The following is a 21,224-nucleotide window of genomic DNA, read 5'->3' as shown; positions in this document are numbered from 1 at the left end:
GGATCAAATGTTTCACAATAAACATTATTTGGGAGTGAACGAATGCAAACTCCATGGATTAACTATAAAGTGATGAAAGAGATAAGTTCCGAACAAAAATATAATTGTCAAATTGAACCCATCGAAATGGATCAAGCATCGCAACAGAATTCTCCTTATTCCGATTTTATAAATGATTTCCTTGATGTGGAAAAAGAAAGTGAATTCAGCCTTGCATCACATGTAGATTCCAATTGTGAACTACTCACTCCTTTTGAAACGAATGTAGGGGATGAAATGGATAATCCTCTTGATACAGACGATGTAGAAGAAACCAAGCCCGTGGAAGAACAGAATGATGTATCTCCTCTAGATTTCAATTGTGAAAAACTTATTCCTTTTGAAACGAATGTAGGGGGTGAAATGAATAATCCTCTTGATACAGAAGAAGCAGATGAAACCATGCCTGTGGAAGAACGGGATTTTGTAGCCCAACTAGATTCCAACTATGAACTATCTATTCCTTTTGAAACGAATGTAGGGGATGAAATGAATAATCCTCTTGATACAGAAGATACAGATGAGACCAAGCCCATGGAAGAGCAGAATTTTGTAGCTTGTTTAGATTCCGTCATTCCTCCTGAAACTAATATAGAGGATAAAATGAATGATCCTCTTAATATAGAAGACGCAGAAGAAACCAAACCTTTGGAAGAACAGGATTTTGCATCTCCTCTAGATTTCGATTGTGAACTACCTAATCCTTCTGAAACGAATGTAGGGGATAAAATGAATGATTCCCTTGATTCAGACGATGCAGAAGAAACCAAGCCTGTAGAAGAACAGGATTTTACAAACCGACTAGACTCCAAACGTGAAACTTGTAGTCCTTCTGAATCCGATGTTGGGAAGAAAATAATATGTCTTATTGATTCAGAAGAGATGGAGAATAACAATTTTACAGATCGTGATCATGCATTTCCTGGGTCAGTACAAGGGGAAGTATATTCTAAAACCCAAAAAAGCCCATTCTCTACTCACGTAGAAATTGATGATTTTCTTCATGCTCCTATCTGTGGGGAGGCTGTTAAAAATACATTTGATTTTCTTGATCCAAACAATCATCTTACTCCGCAATTTGAAACCAAACTATTTAGTACTACAACGGATTATCCTGAACAACCTGATTGTCGTTTGGTTCACTCAAAAATTAATCAAATTACATTTTTAATGAAAACTGATACTTATGATAAAAATAATCAGGAGAGTAATCCGTCTAAATCAGTTGTTGTTCCCTTACATAACACACCATCAACTAAAAAAGGAGAAACCGATTATCACACTTACAGTTCCGGTGACTTTATGCACATTAGAGCGCCAGTTGTAGTAGGGGAATATAAAATAGAAATATGCCTTGAAGAGAAGATCCTATTTGAAAAAGGAATTGAGGGGGTTAAAGATATCTTGAATGAGGTAGTATTAACCAATTGTAGATTCGTTCCTAATCAATTTTCTCAATCATTAGGTAATGGGACATGTTCAGCATTGAGGGGAAATTTATTTATTGAAGGTTATATTCATCAGAGTATTGAATATACAGCATCCCGCATTGGGAAAGCAGTACCTGCACAAAATGAGTCATTAATTCATTCAAATCAAATGTGTCAAAACATAGTATTAGAAATAATCATTCATTTGCTACAAGCACAAAAAATTCGAGTGCCTAAGATCTAAAGGATACTTAAGCATATATCTCTGCTCAAAAAACTCTTTTTAAAAAAACTAGTGTAAATGTCCATATATGGATTAAATCCCTACATATTCTAGCGATATGAGTACTCTCATAAAAAAAATGAAAAGAGGGAACATTTTGAGTGATCAATTAGATAATCAAGTTAATCACGTTAGTAAAGCCGAACCTTGTCCAGTGGCATCAACTGAACAAATACCATTAACTAGTGCTATTACTCCAGTAATCGCTACACCGGTTACGGCTCCAACTATTAAAGTTCCAGTTGTACTTGCTGAACCAACAGTTCAAATCGTTGTGGAGTCGGATATTTCGCTCACTCCTGCAGCAACTGAAATCAAAAGAGTGAAAAAAAATGTATTCTTAAATCAAGTTAAATTAGTACCGGTTAGCTTTGCGCGTATTGACAACACTGACTTTTTTGCGGTAACAAGAGCTAAATTATTTGTAGCAGGACATATTCGCAAAAATATAGAATATGCTTCATCTGCATGTAATGGGGCACTTCGTGATAGAATTGCCGATGTTCAGTTTTCTGGTTTTACAGACCTTACTTTCCCACAAACACCTGGAGGCCCTACTCCGATCTTAGGAATTTCCGAGTTTGCCGAAGCGAACTTCCTTAATGAAAAAACGCAAATGGATGCTCGATTGGATAAGGCTTTCTTCCAAAACCTGGTGAAATATAATGAACAACCATTTGGCGAGTTAGTAGCTGCAAACTTCTTTGAACTTGATTTCTCACCAATTATGGCAGCACCAGAATGTACTTTCAGCACATTGCGTGAAAAAATTGTGCTAGAGCTTACTGTAAAAGTTCTGCAAGTTCAACAAGTCCGCCTTGGAGCTGGTACTAATGTAATAACTCCTGATCTTTTCGGACTTACTCCTCCTACTAGTCTATGATAATCTCTAGTTTTTAGAGGAGCAGAACAAATAAAGGTAGTTCTCTTTAAAAAATGTATCTGGAAAAACAACATTGTAATATTTAATGGGCACTAATAAAAATCCAATATTTGAGTAGGCAGTTGAATGTTAGGTTGCATCTAATTTTCAACTGCCTTTTTATAATTATATAACCAAAGGAATTGATTTCTTACATGGGTGTATTGAGGAGCTAGAGGGTTGTTAAATGATGTGGGGAATAGCAGGGCCTTAAAATAAAATGGGGCAAGAAGGATTTTGGTTTTAGTGGAACAGCCTATGAACAAGCAGGTACTCAATACTATAGTGCCTGTTTTTTTATTCAAAAAAATAAGCTTAGCCAAAAAGCTAGGCTCATTATATTTATTTGTGCTATTATAAGACACGTTAATAATTTTATTTATTGTAGTGTACTCTTGAAAGGATGATATATATTATGAGTAACGAGCGACCGAAAATCGTGAGTTTCCATACTCTAGGTTGTAAAGTGAATCATTATGAAACAGAAGCGATTTGGCAGCTATTTAAAGAAGAAGGCTATGAACGTACGGAGTTTGATCGTCAAGCAGACGTTTATGTCATTAATACATGTACAGTCACAAATACAGGGGATAAAAAATCACGTCAAGTTATCCGTCGTGCTATTCGTCAAAACCCAGACGCTGTCATTTGTGTAACAGGATGTTACGCTCAAACATCTCCAGCTGAAATTATGGCGATTCCTGGTGTTGACATAGTTGTAGGTACACAGGATCGTACAAAATTAATTGGCTACATAGACCAATATCTTACTGAACGCCAACCAATTAATGCTGTACGCAACATTATGAAAAATCGTGTTTATGAGGAATTAGATGTGCCAGCATTTACAGACCGTACACGTGCATCTTTAAAAATCCAAGAAGGCTGTAATAACTTCTGTACGTTTTGTATTATTCCATGGGCACGTGGGTTAATGCGTTCTCGAGATCCTCAAGAAGTATTGAACCAAGCTCAACAATTAGTGGATGCAGGGTATCTTGAAATTGTTCTAACTGGTATTCATACAGGTGGCTATGGACAAGACTTAAAAGATTACAATTTAGCTCAGCTATTACGTGATTTAGAGGCAAATGTGAAAGGCTTAAAACGTCTTCGAATTTCTTCGATTGAGGCAAGTCAATTAACAGATGAAGTGATTGAAGTTTTACGCGAATCAAAAATCGTAGTTAATCACTTACACATTCCAATCCAATCTGGCTCTAATACAGTTTTAAAACGTATGCGTCGTAAGTATACAATGGAGTTTTTCGGTGAACGCTTAACTAAACTACATGAAGCTTTACCAGACTTAGCTGTCACTTCTGACGTAATCGTAGGTTTCCCAGGAGAAACTGAGGAAGAGTTCATGGAAACATATAACTTTATACGTGATCATAAGTTTTCTGAATTACACGTATTCCCGTTTTCTCCACGTACAGGTACACCAGCAGCGCGTATGGAGGATCAAATTGACGAGGATATTAAAAACGAACGTGTTCACCGATTAATCGCATTAAATGACCAATTAGCAAAGGAATATGCTTCTCGCTTTGAAGATCGAGTACTAGAAGTAATTCCTGAAGAATTCGTGCATGATGGAAGTAATGAAGAAGGGCTTTTAACGGGCTACACAGATAATTACTTAAAAGTAGTCTTTGAAGGTCCTGAAAGCCTAATCGGTCAGCTTGTAAAGGTGAAAATTATTCAAGCTGGATATCCACATTCTAAAGGACAATTTGTTCGTGTTTTAGAAACTGTAAAATAAAAATAGTGTAACTATGAAGAGAAACACCGTTCGAACTTTGGACGGTGTTTTACTTTTTTGATTAAAGAGATGGCGTATTTATCTTATAGAAATCCCTTACTATAAAAGAAATTAGACGGAAACGTTAAAAAATGTTATGATGCCAAAGAGGTACGTACAACTTGTTGGTAGAGGAGAGTTTATAAAAATGGAACAAAATTTTGCGCGTATGATTGATCACACATTATTAAAGGCTGAAGCAACAAAAGAGCAAATCGAAAAATTATGTGCGGAGGCAAAACAATTTAACTTTGCTTCTGTTTGTGTAAATCCAACTTGGGTAAATTATAGCAGCGAGCTTTTACAAGGCTCAGAGGTCTTAGTTTGCACTGTAATTGGCTTCCCTTTAGGTGCTAACACGTCAGCTGTTAAAGCATTCGAGGCGAAAGATGCGATTGCTAACGGTGCTAAAGAGGTAGACATGGTTATCAATATCGGTGCGTTAAAGGATAAAAACTATGATCTTGTGCAAGCGGATATTGCTGCAGTTGTTGAAGCGGCGAAAGGCAATGCACTTGTTAAAGTAATTATTGAATCTTGCCTTTTAACTGACGAAGAAAAAGTAATAGCATGTGAGTTAGCTGTGGCAGCAGGTGCTGATTATGTGAAAACATCAACTGGTTTTTCTACTGGAGGCGCAACAGCAGAAGATATTGCATTAATGCGTAAAACAGTAGGCCCAGATTTAGGTGTAAAAGCCTCTGGCGGTGTCAGAAGCTTAGAGGATATGAAAAAGATGATTGAGGCTGGAGCAACTCGTATCGGAGCAAGCTCTGGTGTTGCTATTATGAACGGATTAATTGCAGATTCTAATTATTAATAGTAATGAAAAATACTTATTGGTAAGTTATGGGGCTGTTCGTTATGGACTAGCCCCCTATACATTTAGAATTTAAAAACCCCATTAACCCCCACGATTAAAATCCTTCAACAATTTATAACAAATATTTAATCAATCGATCTATTGTCATTATTTCATCCATATCCCCCTCTTTTTAACTTATAGTAGATGATGTATTATTGAGAGTAATTGCAAAAATGTATAGGGAGGAATATGATAAATTTTAGGTTTTACAATAAAGTTTTTATAGATAAAAAAATATTGTAATTGGACTGATAAATTTTTTCTTTATAAGAACATTGTATAGGTACAAACCGACTTCTTACATAACTTAGTAACATAAAGTATCGTAAAATGAACGGGTCAATCATTCGTTAACTACTATATTTTCGTCTGAGTTGCCTCTCAAATTTTTAACTTCTTTCAACAAATTTTTTGGTAGCGAAAGCGAAGCATCAGCTGCAAAAGTCTCCCACTTCTATAGGTGATGAGATAATGTGGAATTAAGTTACTTTTCAGCGGGTGTACAAACATCTGCTATTACGCCAAGGTATAATTAATTAATCATCCCGGTTTTTTAATAAGCAAAAATGGGGTAATATAGATATTTGATAAAAGTAACGAATTGTATTAAAAAAGGAGAAACTATCTGTGGAATTCATAAGCAGTTTTATAAGTCAATATGGATATATTGCTATATTTTTACTTTTATCTTTAGGGATAATTGGCTTACCTGTCCCAGATGAAATCTTGATGACGTTTGTGGGATTTATGTGTCAAGAGGGGCATTTAAACTATCTATTGAGTATACTTTTAAGTTTTCTAGGCTCATCTACTGGTATGATCATTAGCTATTTAATTGGTAATAAATTAGGGAAACCTATACTATTAAAATATGGGAAATGGATTGGTCTCAATAATAAACGGTTCATTAAAGTTGAACGATGGTTTCATCGTTTTGGACCATGGACAATAATTATCGGATATTATGTTCCAGGTATTAGACATGTTACAAGTTACATGTCTGGAATAACTCAGATGAACTTTAGGACTTATCTTGCTTTCGCTTGTTTTGGAGCTTTGACATGGGTCATTATTTTTATTTCTATAGGATATTTTCTTGGTATAACTATATAAAATGCATAATAGGTACAAAAAACAGCTCGCGTTTTTCGAAATGCGAGCTACTTTTGTGTCCTTTGTACGCGAGTGATTACCAATTTTGTTTTGTGATGTGACTTCCTCCAGATCAAAACTCTACTTTGAATAAAAAATTCATCTACCTCATATACTCCACTGATGTAATTGATTACAGAAGGGAGGATACAATGTTCACTCAATATAAATATTGGAAGCCTTTTATTAGCCCATTCGATCCATGTCCACCTATAAGGGTTAAAAGTTTTGCTACACCACCCCAATTGTATATGAGTTTTCAACCGCCTGGGCTACCACAATATCAAACCCCTCAAGAAGCCCTTAGATCCGGCACATTATGGCCTCAATTATTTAGCCCCTATCCAAATCCCCAAAAAGGAGGGATGAAGAATGAGTAAAGAGATGCCACCAGAATTTTATAAGCTACTTGAAGAAATACAAGCAATTGATTTTGTAATAGTGGAATTAAATCTTTATTTAGATACTCATCCTCACGATTATGATGCTATCCAGCAATTTAATGAAAACACTGAAATAAGCATGCGACTTAAGGTTGAATTTGAGCAAAAATTTGGTCCGCTTATGAATTTTGGGAGAAGTTATTCAAATTATCCTTTTAATTGGGTAGATACACCTTGGCCATGGCAAGTTTAACTTTATCAGCAAATGTTTTGGTAGCGAAAGCGAAGCGGCAGCTACAAATGTTTTGGTTACGTTCCGAATGCAATTTATGCCTAGGTATAATTGATTATGAGTAACTAGGAGGAATTTTTTTGTGGTATTACGAAAAGAAGCTCCAGTATCCAGTAAGGGTGAGTACATGTAACCCAATGCTAGCTAAGTATTTAATTGAGCAGTATGGTGGTGCGGATGGAGAATTAGCAGCGGCACTTCGATATATGAATCAGCGCTATACTATTCCTGATAAAGTGGTTGGTTTATTGACAGATATAGCTACAGAGGAATTTTCTCACTTAGAAATGATTGCCACGATGGTTTATAAACTTACGAAGGATGCCACTCCAGAGATGCTGAAAGAGGCAGGTCTTGGAGAACATTATGCCAATCATGACAGAGCATTATTTTATCAGAATGCAGCTGGATCACCGTTTACGGCAACTTATATTCAGGCTAAAGGGGATCCGATTGCTGATTTGTACGAGGATATTGCAGCTGAAGAAAAGGCACGTGCGACATATCAGTGGATTATTGATTTATCAGATGACACAGACTTGAATGATAGCTTGAAATTTTTACGCGAACGAGAAATCGTCCATTCTCTACGTTTCAGAGAGGCGGTAGAGATTTTAAAAGACGATAGGGATAGCAAGAAAGTCTTTTAATTGCCTCCATCCATTATTTTCTGTAAACGACAGCAAATCGATAGGTACAAGTGTTTTCAGCGGAAGTTCAAACCGCTGCTGACATAGGAGAACTCAGTATAAGAATGCCACGTCCTGTGGAAAAAAATCGTGCAAGGCTAAGCACAATGTCCACTCTAGACGCATTGTTTATCTAGGTGACAGCGGCAAATGTTTACTGCGCGAAAGCAAAGCGACAGCGGCAATTATGCAAAAGCATAATTGATAAAATATAGCAGGCTGTTTCAGGGGGAAATCACCTTTTGACGCAGCCTCTTTTAATTTATGCTTTTTTCTATTCAATATTTGAAAATACAGTGAGATCCTTTCTATGCCCAATCATAACTAATATATCTTTTTCCTTAATAATTTCATCTGGAGAGGGTAAAATGGTAATATTACCGTCTCGAACTATGGCGATAACACTGACATTATATTTAGCTCGAATGTCTAAATTCCGTAAATTATGGCCAGCCATTTTAGAAGGAATCATAATTTCCTCTATACTGTATTCTTTTGACAATTCAATGTAATTTAGCATATTCGGTGAAAGTAGCTGATTGGCTACACGTTCCCCCATATCTCTCTCAGGGTAAATAACCCATTCAGCACCTACCTTATCTAAAACTTGTCCATGTCTTTTTCCAAGAGCCTTTGCAATTATTTTTTTGATACCTAGCTCCTTTAATAAGGAAACAGTTAAAATACTTGATTGCATATCAATACCTATAGCAACAATGACACAATCGAAATTTCTTATCCCAATGGAGTTAAGAGCTTTTTCTTCTGTCGTATCGGCAACTAGTGCATGTGTAACATATTGTTCGGCATCTTCAACTCTTTCCTCGTTAATATCGATTCCTAAAACTTCGTGCCCAGCTTCATACAACTTGCGTGCTACGCTAACTCCAAACCTACCAAGACCTATTACAGCATATTGTTTGATAGACATTGTACACATCGCTCCTTTATCATCGTTATCCAATCATAATATTTCCTTTTGGATGACGGAAAGCCTCTTTTTTCCGTCGATTTGTAATGGCAAAAGCAATTGTTAAAGGGCCTAATCTTCCGATAAACATCGTTAATATGATAAGAAGACGGCCACCAATTGATAGCTCGGGCGTTAGCCCCATTGAAAGTCCAGCTGTTCCAAATGCTGAAGTAGCCTCAAATAAATACATCATAAAACTATGACGTTGTTCAATGATACTTAAGACAATGGTAACAAGTACGACAATCATCATCCCACACATTGTGACTGTTAAAGCTTTTAAAATTGTTTCATGAACGATCCTACGTCTAAAAAGCACAACATCTTCTTGCCCTTTTAATTGAGACCACATCGTAGCAACTAAAACAGCAAAAGTCGTTATTTTAATACCACCAGCCGTTGATCCAGAACCGCCTCCGATGAACATTAGCCAAATGATTAAAAATAATGTTGAATGTGTTAAATCACTAATAGGAAGGGTATTAGAGCCAGCTGTTCTTGGTGTAACCGCTTGGTATAATGAACCAAGAATTTTGCCCCATCCAGATAGTTGCCCAAGAGTTTTACTATTTCCGTATTCAAATAAGAAAATTAAAAGTGTCGAGCCGACTGTTAAAATAAGCGTTGTCGTTAATACAATTTTTGTGTGCACTGAAAGTCGTTTCGTTTCACGGTATTCATATAGTTCATTTATAACAATAAACCCTAAGCCTCCAATCGTAATAAGTGCACAAATAGTTATTACTACGAATGGATCGTCTACGTACTCTGTTAAGCTCTTAAACCCACCCATTAAATCAAATCCTGCATTATTAAAATTCGATATGGCATGGAAAAATCCGAAATAAATGGCCTTACCTACTGGCATATCGAACGAAAAACGAATAGATAAAATGATACCACCTATAAATTCAATCAATGCGGTAAATAACAGTATCCTTTTAACTAATTTAACTAGACCAGCAATTGAAATATTATTAAATGCTTCCTTTAACAAAAGCCTTTCTTTTAAAGAAATTTTTTTCCCCAATAGCAAAAATAATAACGTCGCGAACGTCATAAAGCCCAATCCGCCAATTTGGATAAGAAACAGAATAACTAATTCCCCAAATATCGAAAATGTATCACCGGTATCTACAACAACGAGTCCTGTTACACAGGTAGCAGAGGTCGCAGTAAATAAAGCATCTAAAAATGAAAGACCTTTACTATCGACCGTTGCAACGGGGAGCATTAACAAAAATGTTCCGATTGAAATGATGACGGCGAAGCCTAGCACAAGTATTTTTGGAGGATTTAATTTATTTTTAAATGTTTTCATGTTTATCTCCTCATTAAACCTTTCATTTAACTTCTTTCAGCAGGTGTCCAAACATCCGCTGAAATAGAACGCCACGCCCTGTGGCAATTTATCTACAAGTTGCTACCGCTGGGTTAGCACATTGCTTTCACGCAAAAACATCTGTAGCTGTCGCTTTGCTTTCGCTACAAAAAACATTTGCAGCTGTCGCTTTGCTTTCGCTACACAAAACATTTGCCGTTACGCTTTCGCGCACATCTGCAGGTCTAAGCTCAAAGCTAATTCCGGACGCAATTATGACGAGATATAATTGATCACTTTGTATGTTTATGGTGTCCAAAAGCAAGCTGAAAATTCTTAAGGTAATAAAACCAAAAATTCATCGGATTAATTCGTACACTTTCTATTGACCATTTTTAGACAATACGTTATAATTCTTTAGTACACAGCAAATGGTTATTTGCCTATTTGTGTATTGACGTGTGTTCGGAGGGAGGGAAAGAGAGATGTCAAAAACTGTCGTTCGCAAAAACGAATCGCTTGAAGATGCTCTTCGCCGCTTCAAACGTACTGTATCAAAAAGTGGTACAATTCAAGAAGTTAGAAAGCGCGAGTTCTACGAAAAACCTAGCGTAAAACGTAAAAAGAAATCAGAAGCTGCACGTAAACGTAAGTGGTAATTTAATTTCCCATTAAAAATCCCTACGTTCATAACACGCAATTGTATGATTCACTGAGCAGAAAAAGATATACCTGAAATTAATCGCATGTCGGTTAATTTCAGGTATTTTACTTTAAGCACTCAAATTTACGTACATATTGAAGAAGCCGAATGTGATCCCTGAGATTCATTCGGCTTTTATGTTATATTCTGATTGTATAAACGTAAATTAATAATTCACGGTATAATAAAATTATTAGGATTTTTGAAACTTTTCGGTTAGTCAGTCGTATATACAGAAGAGAAGCATGTTAGAAGGGAGGGAAAAAGATGCGGAGACGAAGAATCCTCAGTTATTTAATAGTTACTTGGATGACATTTTTGTTAGCGTTTCCATTAACGTCGGCTTTTGCAAGTAGTAAGGTCTACCACATACCTATTCATAATGAAGTAGAACGAGGACTTCACGCATTTTTAGAACGAGCTTTTAAAGAGGCGGAAGAAAACTATGCAGAGGCGATTATTTTAGATATTCATACGCCTGGCGGTTTCGTGAATGCAGCAGGTGATATTGCTATGCTAATGGATGCAACGGATATACGTAAGATTGCGTATATTAACAAAGACGCGCATTCTGCAGGTGCTTTTTTAGCCTTACATGCGGATGAAATCTATATGGTGCCAAATGGAACGATCGGGGCGGCTGCAGTAATTGATTCAGCAGGGAACGCAGCAGACTTAAAGGCTCATAGTGCATGGGTTGCTCAAATGGAGGCAGCTGCAGAATCGAAAGGTCGCGAATCAAAATATGCACGAGCAATGGCTGATGTATCTGTTGATTTACCAAAATTTCGAGCGGGAGAAGGGAATTTATTAACTTTATCGGCTTCTGAGGCAAAAGAAGTTGGATATTCAAATGGAACTGTTTCGAATTTCCAGGAACTTTTAAAAGAAGCGCAATTAAATGGGAGTGATATCGTTCCAGTAGAACCTACGTTTGCTGAAAAACTTGCTCGTTTTATTACGAATCCGATTATAGTTCCGATTTTATTGTCGATTGCAAGCTTGGGACTTGTAGTTGAGCTTTATTCGCCAGGTTTTGGTGTTCCAGGTATAATGGGATTGTCAGCACTTGGATTATTTTTCTTCGGTCATATGGTGGCGGGTTTGGCAGGTTATGAGACATTACTTTTGTTTATTGTAGGCTTAGCGCTTATTATAGCCGAGTTTTTTGTCCCCGGAGGTATTGTTGGTATTTTAGGTGGTGCGCTAATATTACTAAGTCTAATACTGGCAGGTGCAAACATGATGCAAATGATTATAGCGATTTTCATTGCGCTTGTTGTAGCGATAATAGGAATGGTGATCCTGATGAAATTTTTTGGTAAAAAATTGCATGTTTTAAACAAGCTAGTCTTGATGGATGCGACAACAACGGAAGAGGGCTATGTCTCTAACGTGAATCGCACAGAGCTGCTTGGAAAAGTGGGTAAAGTGATTACACCACTTCGTCCGGCGGGTACAATGTTATTTGGAAGTGAACGCATTGACGTAGTATCGGAAGGTGGCTATGTTGATGTTGAGAAACATGTAGAAGTTATTAAAGTAGAGGGCTCACGTATTGTTGTGAGACAAACAGAAAAAGAGATGGAGGAATAACAAATGGGTATTGATTTTGCTTTAATAGGTCCAATTGCGGGGCTAGTCTTATTATTCATTGTTCTCGCGGTATTCTTTACCTTTGTACCAGTGGCGCTGTGGATTTCCGCACTTGCTGCAGGTGTCCGCGTTAGTATTTTCACATTAATCGGTATGCGATTACGTCGTGTAATTCCATCACGAATTGTAAACCCATTAATTAAAGCACATAAAGCAGGTTTACCTGTGACGATTAATCAATTAGAAAGCCACTATCTAGCAGGTGGTAATGTTGACCGAGTTGTCAATGCGTTAATCGCAGCCCATCGTGCAAATATCGAGTTAACATTTGAACGTTGTGCGGCAATTGATTTAGCGGGGCGTGATGTATTAGAAGCTGTACAAATGTCTGTTAACCCGAAAGTCATTGAAACACCATTTATTGCGGGTGTTGCGATGAACGGGATCGAAGTAAAAGCGAAGGCACGTATTACAGTGCGCGCAAACATTGAACGTTTAGTCGGTGGTGCTGGTGAAGAAACGGTTATTGCCCGTGTAGGTGAGGGGATTGTTTCTACAATTGGTAGCGCCTCTAGTCATACGACAGTTCTTGAAAATCCTGATATGATTTCTCAAACTGTATTAGCAAAAGGCTTAGATTCTGGAACAGCATTTGAAATCTTATCGATCGATATTGCAGACGTTGATATCGGCAAAAATATTGGTGCTGAATTACAAATTGAACAAGCTCAGGCTGATAAAAACATCGCCCAAGCGAAAGCTGAAGAACGTCGTGCAATGGCTGTAGCGAACGAGCAAGAAATGATTGCACGCGTACAAGAAATGAAGGCAAAAGTAGTAGAAGCAGAAGCTGAAGTACCGCAGGCAATGGCCGAAGCTTTACGTTCGGGTAATCTTGGTATTATGGATTATATGAACTACCGCAACATTCAAGCAGATACAGCTATGAGAGACTCCATTTCTAAAGTAAGCTCAGATAAATCAGAAAAAAATGAACCTAACGAATAAAAACGGAAAGGAGCAGTACTAATAAGTGGAACAATTAATTATATTTGTGATCATTGCCATAGTCAGCTCTATTTTCGGTAAAGCAAAAAAGAAAGAACAAACACCAATGCCTCCTTTTAATAAGGATTCACATGTTGATCCACCTGTTAAAGCAGAGATGACACCAGAGCAACGACCTGCTTCTAAATCACAGAGCTTTGAGGATTTTGCACGTGGATTTTTAGGTGAATGGAAAAATGAACAGCCTAAAGTGGAAGAGCCGAAAAAAATTGTCGAAGAAACAGTGAAAAAGGACGTTCCAAGCTATGCGGCTCCACCGTTAATCCCGACTGACAAAGTGAGTCGTACTTCGAAGCGAGAAAGTATCGGTCGTTTAGCAGCTGGGAAAAAAGCAGTGGGAGTAGCTGAATCGCAATCTGCTTTTCCGTTACCAAAATCAAAAAAATCATTAATGCAGGCTGTTGTAATGGCAGAAGTTTTAGGTCCTCCAAAAGCAAAAAGAAAATAACTAGCATGTCCTCCTTTTTCGATGCATATATTGCCGAAGAAGGAGGCATTTTTTATGAGAAAACTATTTCAATTAACGCCACTACTTGAATTATTACAATATGATACATTAAAAATCATTGGCCCATATCGTTTTCTACATGCTGATGCTTCATCATGCTCTTTTATTTATGCAGACTATCATATTACTGTGCGTGGGAAATCAGTGGAAATTAATGCTCTTAAAGAAGAAATGCTTCATCTTTCTGTAGAGGATTTGCAGGAGCTTCATCTGAAAATGACAAAGGATATGGGTGTGAGCGATAATGTGGAATAATCGGCCGATTATCATACGTATAAAGCGCCATGAAAATGTTCATCCTTTTATTCAAGCATTGCATGCACAACATGTGCCATTAAAGCGGATTGTCTTTCGTGAGCAAGAGGTTACTTTTGAAACAACGATGCATTATCTACCAAAGATACGCCGTGTTCGTAGTCGATACCGACTTAAAGTGGCTATCTATTATGCAGATGAGCTTCAAGTTTTTCGAGCGCAGCTTTGGACTTTACTTGGTCTAACGTTGATGATGTTAATACCATTGCTATGTGCACAGGTTATTTGGCGTATTGATATTAAAGCGGCAACGCCTGAGTTAGAGGAACGTCTAGGAAAGACCTTTCAAGATACATTTCAACTAGAAACACCCATTTCTAAAAAAGACTTACCCTCAGATGCTGTCATTCGTCAGAAGCTATTAGAAGGGCATCGAGATCTTTCGTGGGTGCATATTGAAAAGCATGGTGGACGTGTAACTTTACGGCCTCAGGAATCCCCGAAACAAACTAAACAAACGAATGAGAAACTAGCGACGCATTTAGTGGCAACAAAAAGTGGTGTTATTACTAATTTTAATATTCAAAATGGTGAACGGAAAATTGCAGTTAACGATACTGCTTACGAAGGTGATGTTCTTGTAAGTGGCGTAATTGAAAGTGGCGAAGATCAAGTTTTTGTTGGGGCAAAGGGAGAGGTCTACGCTGATTATTGGCTCGAATGTTCTTTTAAAATTCCGACAAAGCTAACGATGGAAACGCTACAACAGAAGCAGTGGCGTGTATTAGTGAAAGGCATTCATCAAGAAAAAGAAAAAGTTGACTATGTGCAAAAGAAAGATATACCAAGCTGGCTCGATCAGTATGTGTCAATTGTTGAAGAGCAGTACACTAAAAAAGTGCAAGTGGAGCTTGATGAATCCAAAATAGATTCACTGCTCTTACCATTACTTCATGAAAAGGTAATACGTTCATTACCTGCGAAAACGGTTATAAAAAAAGAAAACCTTTTACAGGTAAAGTGGGGGAATGGTACAGTTGAAGGGAAAGTTCTATTTTTAGTCAATGAAAACATTGCCAGTCCAATACAAGGCCCACAAGGAGAATGATTATGTCAGAACATTTAACTGTATTACAAGTGGATAATCCAAACGAAGCGGTTATGCTACTCGGAATTTCCGATGCAAATATGAAGTTAATCGAAGAGGCACTACAAGTCCACATTATTACACGTGGTGAACAAATTCAGCTTGCTGGTGAAGAGGATGCAAAGGAACAAGCGACATTCCTTTTACATGCTCTTCTAAAGGTCATTCGTAAAGGAATTAATATTGATCAGCGTGATGTTGCAACTGCTATTGAAATGACACAAAAAGGAACGATTGAATATTTTGCAGAACTTTATGATGAAGAAATTGCACGCACGACGAAAGGAAAGCCTATTCGTGCAAAAACAATCGGTCAACGTGAATACATACAAGCAATCCGTCATAAAGACGTTGTTTTTGGTATCGGTCCTGCTGGTACTGGGAAAACGTATTTAGCGGTAGTCATGGCAACGCAGGCGCTAAAAAATGGGCACGTTAAGCGTATTATTTTAACACGCCCTGCAGTAGAAGCAGGAGAGTCTCTAGGCTTTCTTCCGGGGGATTTGAAGGAAAAGGTAGATCCTTATTTACGACCTCTTTATGACGCTTTAAACGATATTTACGGGACAGAACAAACGCAAAGACTTATTGAACGAGGTACAATTGAAATTGCACCTTTAGCATATATGCGCGGCCGTACTTTAGACGATGCCTTTGTTATTTTAGATGAAGCTCAAAATACAACACATCAGCAAATGAAGATGTTTTTAACGCGACTAGGCTTTGGCTCAAAAATGGTCATTACCGGCGACAAAACACAAATTGACCTCCCGAAAAACACGGAATCTGGGTTAATCGTAGCAGAACGTACGCTAAAGTATGTAAAATCCATACATTTCCAAATTTTAGAACAAGGCGATGTTGTACGCCACCCAATCGTAGCAAAAATCATCAAAGCCTACGAAGAACAGCAACTTTAATAGGACCGCTAGCGATCCTATTAAAGTCTGCACCGAAAGTGAAGTGAAACGGAACGACAGGTGCAACTGAGTTTTAGAAAGTCTGCACCGAAAGCGACTGATATAAAATTTAACAAACATGAAAATACTTGGAAAATGGAAAAATTTGTGACAGCTATACAAATTGTATAGCTGTTTTTTTGCTTTCTTATACATTTTTCGGGAAAAATGTTTTTTGAATTGGTATGATAGTAGATAGATAGAGGAGGTGCCGGATGGAGAAACAATTAAAAAAATTTACAGAACTTATTGGCTTCCGCTACTTTTTAATTGTCGTTCTCATCTTAACAGGAGCCCTACAATTTGCTTTTATGTATGGCAATGTTAAAGGTGTTACATATGATTTTAAACCATTACAACTAGCGCCTGAAACAGTACGATCTACTAAAACGATAGAAGATACTTATAAAACACAACAGGAACGAGAAAAAGCAGCGAATGCGGTTGCGCCAGTCTATCAATTTTCTGCGGATGTTGCTAAGCAGCGAGCTGCGATTGTAACGTCTTTATTTGACTATGTTCTCGACGTAAAGGCGGATGTTGAGAGTAGCAAAGAACCTATTCCGATTGACGACCAAGTGACAAAGCTCCGCAAAAAGTTTGAATCCATAGATTCAGAGCAAATGCCAATTATCTTTACTGATTCACAGCTAGAAGGATTGTTAGTACAAAGTGAAGCAGATTTAAAAAGAACAAGTACGCAACTTTCAAAATCTGTGCAGGAATATTTGCAAAAATCTATTCGATCAGAAAATGTATTTGCGGGTCAAAATGATTTTGAGACAAAAATTCGTGGACAACGTGGCTATCCAGATAAAATATTTAATACGGTAGTTTTAATTGGACGGACGAGTATTATCGAAAACGAGACGGTAAACGAAGAACAAACGAAAATTCGAAAGGATCAAGCGAAGGAATCGGTTGAACCAACTCGAATTCTTCAAGGGCAAATCATCGTACAGGAAGGTCAAATTATTGATAATGAGGCATTTCGTCAATTAGAACTTCTAGGTATGGTGAGTAATAAGGCATCGTTGAAACCGATTGCAGGGCTGATTATATTAATACTTTTGGAAATGACGTTCATGTTTGTTTTATTTGAACGTTGGGATACAGATGAGCACAAGAAACGTAATGCCTTGTTGGTGACAGTAATTGTTTATGGTTTATCCATCTTGCTGATGAAATTTATAAGCCTAGTTTCTGGTGGCTTCGATGTTACGGTTGCCTTCCTTTTCCCAACAGCTTTGGCAACAATGCTTGTACGGCTATTAGTGAATGATCGTGCTGCAGTACTTATTACGGTTATGACAGCGGCGTCTGCGGGTGTTATTTTTCAAGAGGGCTATTCATCTGTTATGCAGATGGAAATTACACTGTATATCATTTTTGGAGGCTTTGCGAGCTTATTCTTTTTGGGTAGTATGGAAAAGCGTTCGCATATTCTACATGCTGTAGGTGTTATAGGGCTAGTAAATATGTCGTTTATCGCATTTTATTTACTAATGACACAATCTACTTACGGTTTGTCAGAGTTATTGTATTACTTTATAGCGGCATTGATATCAGCTCTATTATCAGGTGCTCTTACAATGGGTCTTTTACCATTCTTTGAATCAGCATTTAGTTTATTGTCGTCGTTGCGTTTAATTGAATTATCGAACCCAAACCATCCGTTGCTGAAAAAATTACTAATGGAGGCTCCAGGAACATATCATCATAGTGTAATGGTGGCGAACTTAGCGGAGGCAGCATGTGAGGAAATTGGAGCAGATGGATTACTGGCTCGTGTAGGATGCTATTATCATGATATTGGCAAAACGAAGCGTCCTGCCTTTTTCATCGAGAATCAAATGTCTGGTATTAACCCACATGATTCATTGCCCCCAGAAAAAAGCGCGGAAATTATAATCGCACATACAACTGACGGAGCTCAAATGCTAAAACGTTATAAGATGCCACAGGAAATTATCGATATTGCCTTGCAGCATCACGGATCTAGTCTGTTAAAGTTCTTCTACTTTAAAGCGAAGGAAGAAGGAAAATGTTTAGCTGATGATACAAAGTACAGATATCCAGGTCCGAAGCCACAAACGAAGGAAGCGGCAGTGATTAGCGTTGCAGATAGCGTTGAGGCAGCAGTTCGATCGATGAAGGAACCGAATGCAGAGAAAATTCAAAAGTTGGTACGCGCAATTATTGATGATCGAGTACAAGACAATCAATTTGATGAATGCGATATTTCAATAAAAGAGTTAAAATGTATAGAGCGAGTACTTTGTGAAACGTTGAATGGAATTTTCCACTCACGAATTGAATATCCAAAGGCAGATAAGTAGGAGGATCTATGATTTTAACAATTGATTTTACAGATGAAACAAATGAAGTGGCTGCTGAGCATATGGAGCTTGTTGAAAAGCTTTTGCAGCATGCTGCGAAAATAGAGAATATTGAGCCGGAAACAGAAGTGTCAGTAACGTTTGTTACAAATGATGCGATTCAAGAAATCAACCGAGAATATCGTGACAAGGATCAACCGACAGATGTTATTTCTTTTGCCTTGGAGGAGTTAGGTGAGGGAGAAATAGAAGTAACATTTGAAGGGATGCCCCGTGTGTTAGGAGATATTATTATTTCAACAGATCGTACAAAAGAACAAGCAGAAGAATATGGGCATACTTTTGAGCGAGAATTAGGCTTTTTAGCGGTTCACGGTTTCTTACATCTACTTGGCTATGATCATATGGTGCCAGAAGATGAAAAAGTAATGTTCGGTAAACAGGATGAGATTTTACAATCTTTCGGCTTAGGACGAGAATAAATGAATGTCCGCAAATTCGTACGCTCTTTTGGGTATGCCTATAAAGGTATCATTACAGCCTGTACCGAGCAAAATTTCAAGTCCCACTTGCTAAGTGCAGGAATAGTTTTGATTGCTGGCTATTTTACGGATTTATCACATATAGAATGGTATATAGTGTTGCTATTAATAGCACTAATGTTAGTACTTGAAATGATTAATACTGCAATTGAACGAGTAGTGGATTTAGCTTCACCTAACATCCATCCGCTTGCTAAGCAGGCTAAAGATCTTGCAGCAGGCGCAGTACTTGTATTTGCGATATTCAGTGCTATAATCGGATTACTCATATTTATACCGAAATGGTTTTGATATTACAAAAAATTATTAATCGGTCATGAAGTAGTAACAGTTGTGCTGAAGAAATATGATTTATTCAATTACGCCAAGGCGAAATTGATTTGTAGAGGTGAACATAATGACAATTGATATGCATGCATTACTAGAAGAATCAAAAAAAGCGCGTGAAAAGGCTTATGTACCTTATTCAAAATTTAAAGTTGGCGCGGCGATTTTAACGAAAAATGGAGAGGTTATTCATGGTTGCAATATTGAAAATGCTGGCTATAGTATGACCAATTGTGCTGAACGTACAGCCTTTTTCAAAGCTGTTTCAGAAGGTATTTATGATTTTGAGGCGATCGCTATTGTAGCTGATACAGATGGGCCATGTGCGCCATGCGGGGCTTGTCGTCAAGTGATGATGGAATTTTGCAAACCATCTATGCCTGTATATTTAACAAACTTAAAAGGTGATGTCACGGTAACGTCTGTAGGCGAATTACTACCGTTTGCATTCACAACGGAGGATTTAGAGAATGCTGGAAAATAACAATGGCTATAAGTCGGGTTTTATCTCCATAATCGGTCGACCAAATGTAGGGAAATCAACATTTTTAAACCGTGTTATAGGTCAAAAAATTGCGATTATGAGTGATAAACCACAAACAACACGAAATAAAGTACAAGGTGTACTAACAACAAATGATAGCCAAATGATTTTTATAGATACACCAGGAATCCACAAGCCAAAACATAAGCTAGGGGATTTTATGTTAAAGGTTTCTAAAAATACTTTGCGTGAAGTGGATGTTATTATGTTCATGGTAAATGCAGAGCAGAAACTTGGGAAGGGTGACGAATTTATCCTTGAAATGTTGGCGGGTAATCCAACGCCTGTCTTCCTAGTAATTAATAAAATCGATCAAATTCATCCTGATGAATTAATAGGGATTATTGAAAGTTACAAAGAGCGTTATGACTTTGCTGAAATAGTTCCGATTTCTGCATTACAAGGGAATAATGTTGAAAATTTATTAGCAACATTAGCGAAGTATTTACCAGAAGGCCCACAATATTACCCAGCAGATCAAGTAACAGATCATCCTGAGCGTTTTATTATTTCAGAGTTAATTCGTGAAAAAGTGTTACATTTAACGCGTGAAGAAATACCCCACTCCATTGCTGTTGTTATTGATAAAATTCGCCGTGATGAAGAAAATGAAGATAAAATTCGTGTAGCAGCAACAATTATCGTGGAAAGGGATTCTCAAAAAGGGATTGTCATTGGTAAACGTGGAGCGCTATTAAAAGAAGTAGGTATACGTGCAAGAAAAGATATTGAAATGCTTCTTGGTTCAAAAGTATATTTAGAGCTTTGGGTAAAGGTACAAAAGGATTGGCGAAATAAATCAACACATTTACGTGACTTCGGTTTCCGTGATGATGAATATTAATAGGAAAAGCTGTTAAGTTCCAAAGCAACTTACCAACATTCCTGTTTGTCGCTGTAGTTTTAAATGGAGCTGTCCAATAATTATTGGAGAGCTCTATTTTCACTTCTTTCAGCAAGTTTTTTGTAGCGAAAGCAAAGCGTCAGCTACAGGTATTTGGACACCGCTGAAATAGAGGAACTCTGGTTAAGGACGCCACATCTTGTGGCAATTTATCTGCGCGAAAGCGAAACGACTGTGCA

At 37.5% G+C, this 21,224-nt stretch carries 22 protein-coding genes; 20 read left to right on the top strand and 2 right to left on the bottom strand.

The features are described from left to right. The first annotated feature begins 42 nt into the window (after positions 1-42). The 8 genes from ACIPKN_RS12595 (at position 43) to ACIPKN_RS12560 (ending at position 7,820) form a co-directional block, all read left to right on the top strand. The gene (locus ACIPKN_RS12595; RefSeq protein WP_400936445.1) at positions 43-1,713 is read left to right on the top strand and encodes a BC_2427 family protein; all 1,671 of its coding nucleotides are present in this window, start codon (positions 43-45) and stop codon (positions 1,711-1,713) included. Positions 1,714-1,849: 136 nt separating this feature from the next. Beyond that, positions 1,850-2,635, top strand: a complete 786-nt coding sequence (locus tag ACIPKN_RS12590; RefSeq protein ID WP_400936443.1) for a CsxC family protein — start codon at positions 1,850-1,852, stop codon at positions 2,633-2,635. Positions 2,636-3,089: 454 nt separating this feature from the next. After that, a complete protein-coding gene (gene mtaB / locus ACIPKN_RS12585) occupies positions 3,090-4,439 on the top strand; it encodes a tRNA (N(6)-L-threonylcarbamoyladenosine(37)-C(2))-methylthiotransferase MtaB (protein ID WP_400936441.1) in 1,350 nt (449 codons plus the stop codon). A 187-nt stretch (positions 4,440-4,626) separates the two neighbouring features. Then, complete coding sequence (gene deoC, locus ACIPKN_RS12580; protein WP_400936439.1) at positions 4,627-5,298, top strand: deoxyribose-phosphate aldolase; 672 nt, start codon at positions 4,627-4,629, stop codon at positions 5,296-5,298. A 672-nt stretch (positions 5,299-5,970) separates the two neighbouring features. Then, positions 5,971-6,456: a DedA family protein gene (locus tag ACIPKN_RS12575; RefSeq protein ID WP_400936437.1), complete on the top strand. Its 486-nt coding sequence runs from the start codon at positions 5,971-5,973 to the stop codon at positions 6,454-6,456. Between the two features lie 191 nt (positions 6,457-6,647). After that, on the top strand, positions 6,648-6,875 hold the full coding sequence (locus ACIPKN_RS12570) for a spore coat associated protein CotJA (protein WP_142509871.1): 228 nt from the start codon (positions 6,648-6,650) through the stop codon (positions 6,873-6,875). Further along, positions 6,868-7,131: a spore coat protein CotJB gene (locus ACIPKN_RS12565; protein ID WP_134018446.1), complete on the top strand. Its 264-nt coding sequence runs from the start codon at positions 6,868-6,870 to the stop codon at positions 7,129-7,131. Before ACIPKN_RS12570 ends, ACIPKN_RS12565 begins: the two co-directional genes overlap by 8 nt. 119 nt (positions 7,132-7,250) lie before the next feature. After that, a complete protein-coding gene (locus tag ACIPKN_RS12560; protein WP_053484665.1) occupies positions 7,251-7,820 on the top strand; it encodes a manganese catalase family protein in 570 nt (189 codons plus the stop codon). Positions 7,821-8,133: 313 nt separating this feature from the next. On the opposite strand, the gene ACIPKN_RS12555 is transcribed toward ACIPKN_RS12560, so the two are convergent. Together ACIPKN_RS12555 and ACIPKN_RS12550 are read right to left on the bottom strand one after the other, a co-directional pair. Further along, the gene (locus tag ACIPKN_RS12555) at positions 8,134-8,790 is read right to left on the bottom strand and encodes a potassium channel family protein (protein WP_400936435.1); all 657 of its coding nucleotides are present in this window, start codon (positions 8,788-8,790) and stop codon (positions 8,134-8,136) included. A gap of 25 nt (positions 8,791-8,815) precedes the next feature. Further along, positions 8,816-10,153, bottom strand: a complete 1,338-nt coding sequence (locus ACIPKN_RS12550; RefSeq protein WP_400936433.1) for a TrkH family potassium uptake protein — start codon at positions 10,151-10,153, stop codon at positions 8,816-8,818. Positions 10,154-10,638: 485 nt separating this feature from the next. On the opposite strand from ACIPKN_RS12550, the gene rpsU reads away from it, so the two are divergent. The 12 genes from rpsU to era all read left to right on the top strand — a co-directional run bounded on the left by rpsU (position 10,639) and on the right by era (position 20,985). After that, positions 10,639-10,812: a 30S ribosomal protein S21 gene (rpsU, locus tag ACIPKN_RS12545; RefSeq protein WP_004227078.1), complete on the top strand. Its 174-nt coding sequence runs from the start codon at positions 10,639-10,641 to the stop codon at positions 10,810-10,812. 311 nt (positions 10,813-11,123) lie between these two features. After that, the gene (locus ACIPKN_RS12540) at positions 11,124-12,452 is read left to right on the top strand and encodes an NfeD family protein (protein WP_400936431.1); all 1,329 of its coding nucleotides are present in this window, start codon (positions 11,124-11,126) and stop codon (positions 12,450-12,452) included. Between the two features lie 3 nt (positions 12,453-12,455). Next, positions 12,456-13,460: a flotillin-like protein FloA gene (gene floA / locus ACIPKN_RS12535; protein ID WP_142509866.1), complete on the top strand. Its 1,005-nt coding sequence runs from the start codon at positions 12,456-12,458 to the stop codon at positions 13,458-13,460. Between the two features lie 25 nt (positions 13,461-13,485). Then, positions 13,486-13,968, top strand: coding sequence for a hypothetical protein (locus ACIPKN_RS12530; RefSeq protein ID WP_400936429.1), 483 nt, complete (start codon positions 13,486-13,488; stop codon positions 13,966-13,968). Positions 13,969-14,022: 54 nt separating this feature from the next. Continuing rightward, positions 14,023-14,283 (top strand): hypothetical protein, encoded by a 261-nt coding sequence (locus tag ACIPKN_RS12525; RefSeq protein ID WP_049663771.1) that lies wholly within the window; start codon positions 14,023-14,025, stop codon positions 14,281-14,283. Continuing rightward, positions 14,273-15,391, top strand: coding sequence for a sporulation protein YqfD (locus ACIPKN_RS12520; protein ID WP_142509864.1), 1,119 nt, complete (start codon positions 14,273-14,275; stop codon positions 15,389-15,391). Before ACIPKN_RS12525 ends, ACIPKN_RS12520 begins: the two co-directional genes overlap by 11 nt. A gap of 2 nt (positions 15,392-15,393) precedes the next feature. After that, the gene (locus ACIPKN_RS12515; RefSeq protein WP_142509863.1) at positions 15,394-16,350 is read left to right on the top strand and encodes a PhoH family protein; all 957 of its coding nucleotides are present in this window, start codon (positions 15,394-15,396) and stop codon (positions 16,348-16,350) included. Between the two features lie 254 nt (positions 16,351-16,604). Further along, complete coding sequence (locus ACIPKN_RS12510) at positions 16,605-18,728, top strand: HD family phosphohydrolase (RefSeq protein WP_400936426.1); 2,124 nt, start codon at positions 16,605-16,607, stop codon at positions 18,726-18,728. Positions 18,729-18,736: 8 nt separating this feature from the next. Then, a complete protein-coding gene (gene ybeY / locus ACIPKN_RS12505; RefSeq protein WP_142509861.1) occupies positions 18,737-19,210 on the top strand; it encodes an rRNA maturation RNase YbeY in 474 nt (157 codons plus the stop codon). Then, on the top strand, positions 19,211-19,561 hold the full coding sequence (locus ACIPKN_RS12500; protein WP_400936424.1) for a diacylglycerol kinase family protein: 351 nt from the start codon (positions 19,211-19,213) through the stop codon (positions 19,559-19,561). A 106-nt stretch (positions 19,562-19,667) separates the two neighbouring features. Further along, complete coding sequence (locus ACIPKN_RS12495) at positions 19,668-20,081, top strand: cytidine deaminase (RefSeq protein WP_142509859.1); 414 nt, start codon at positions 19,668-19,670, stop codon at positions 20,079-20,081. Then, positions 20,068-20,985: a GTPase Era gene (gene era, locus ACIPKN_RS12490; protein ID WP_400936422.1), complete on the top strand. Its 918-nt coding sequence runs from the start codon at positions 20,068-20,070 to the stop codon at positions 20,983-20,985. The genes ACIPKN_RS12495 and era overlap by 14 nt, the downstream gene beginning before the upstream one ends. The last annotated feature ends 239 nt before the right edge of the window (positions 20,986-21,224 follow it).

It is taken from the genome of Lysinibacillus sp. NPDC086135 (assembly GCF_044746345.1).
Classification (GTDB): Bacteria; Bacillota; Bacilli; order Bacillales_A; family Planococcaceae; genus Lysinibacillus.
Note: the sequence above shows the minus strand (reverse complement) of the source record. Positions and strands in the feature narration are given on the sequence as shown.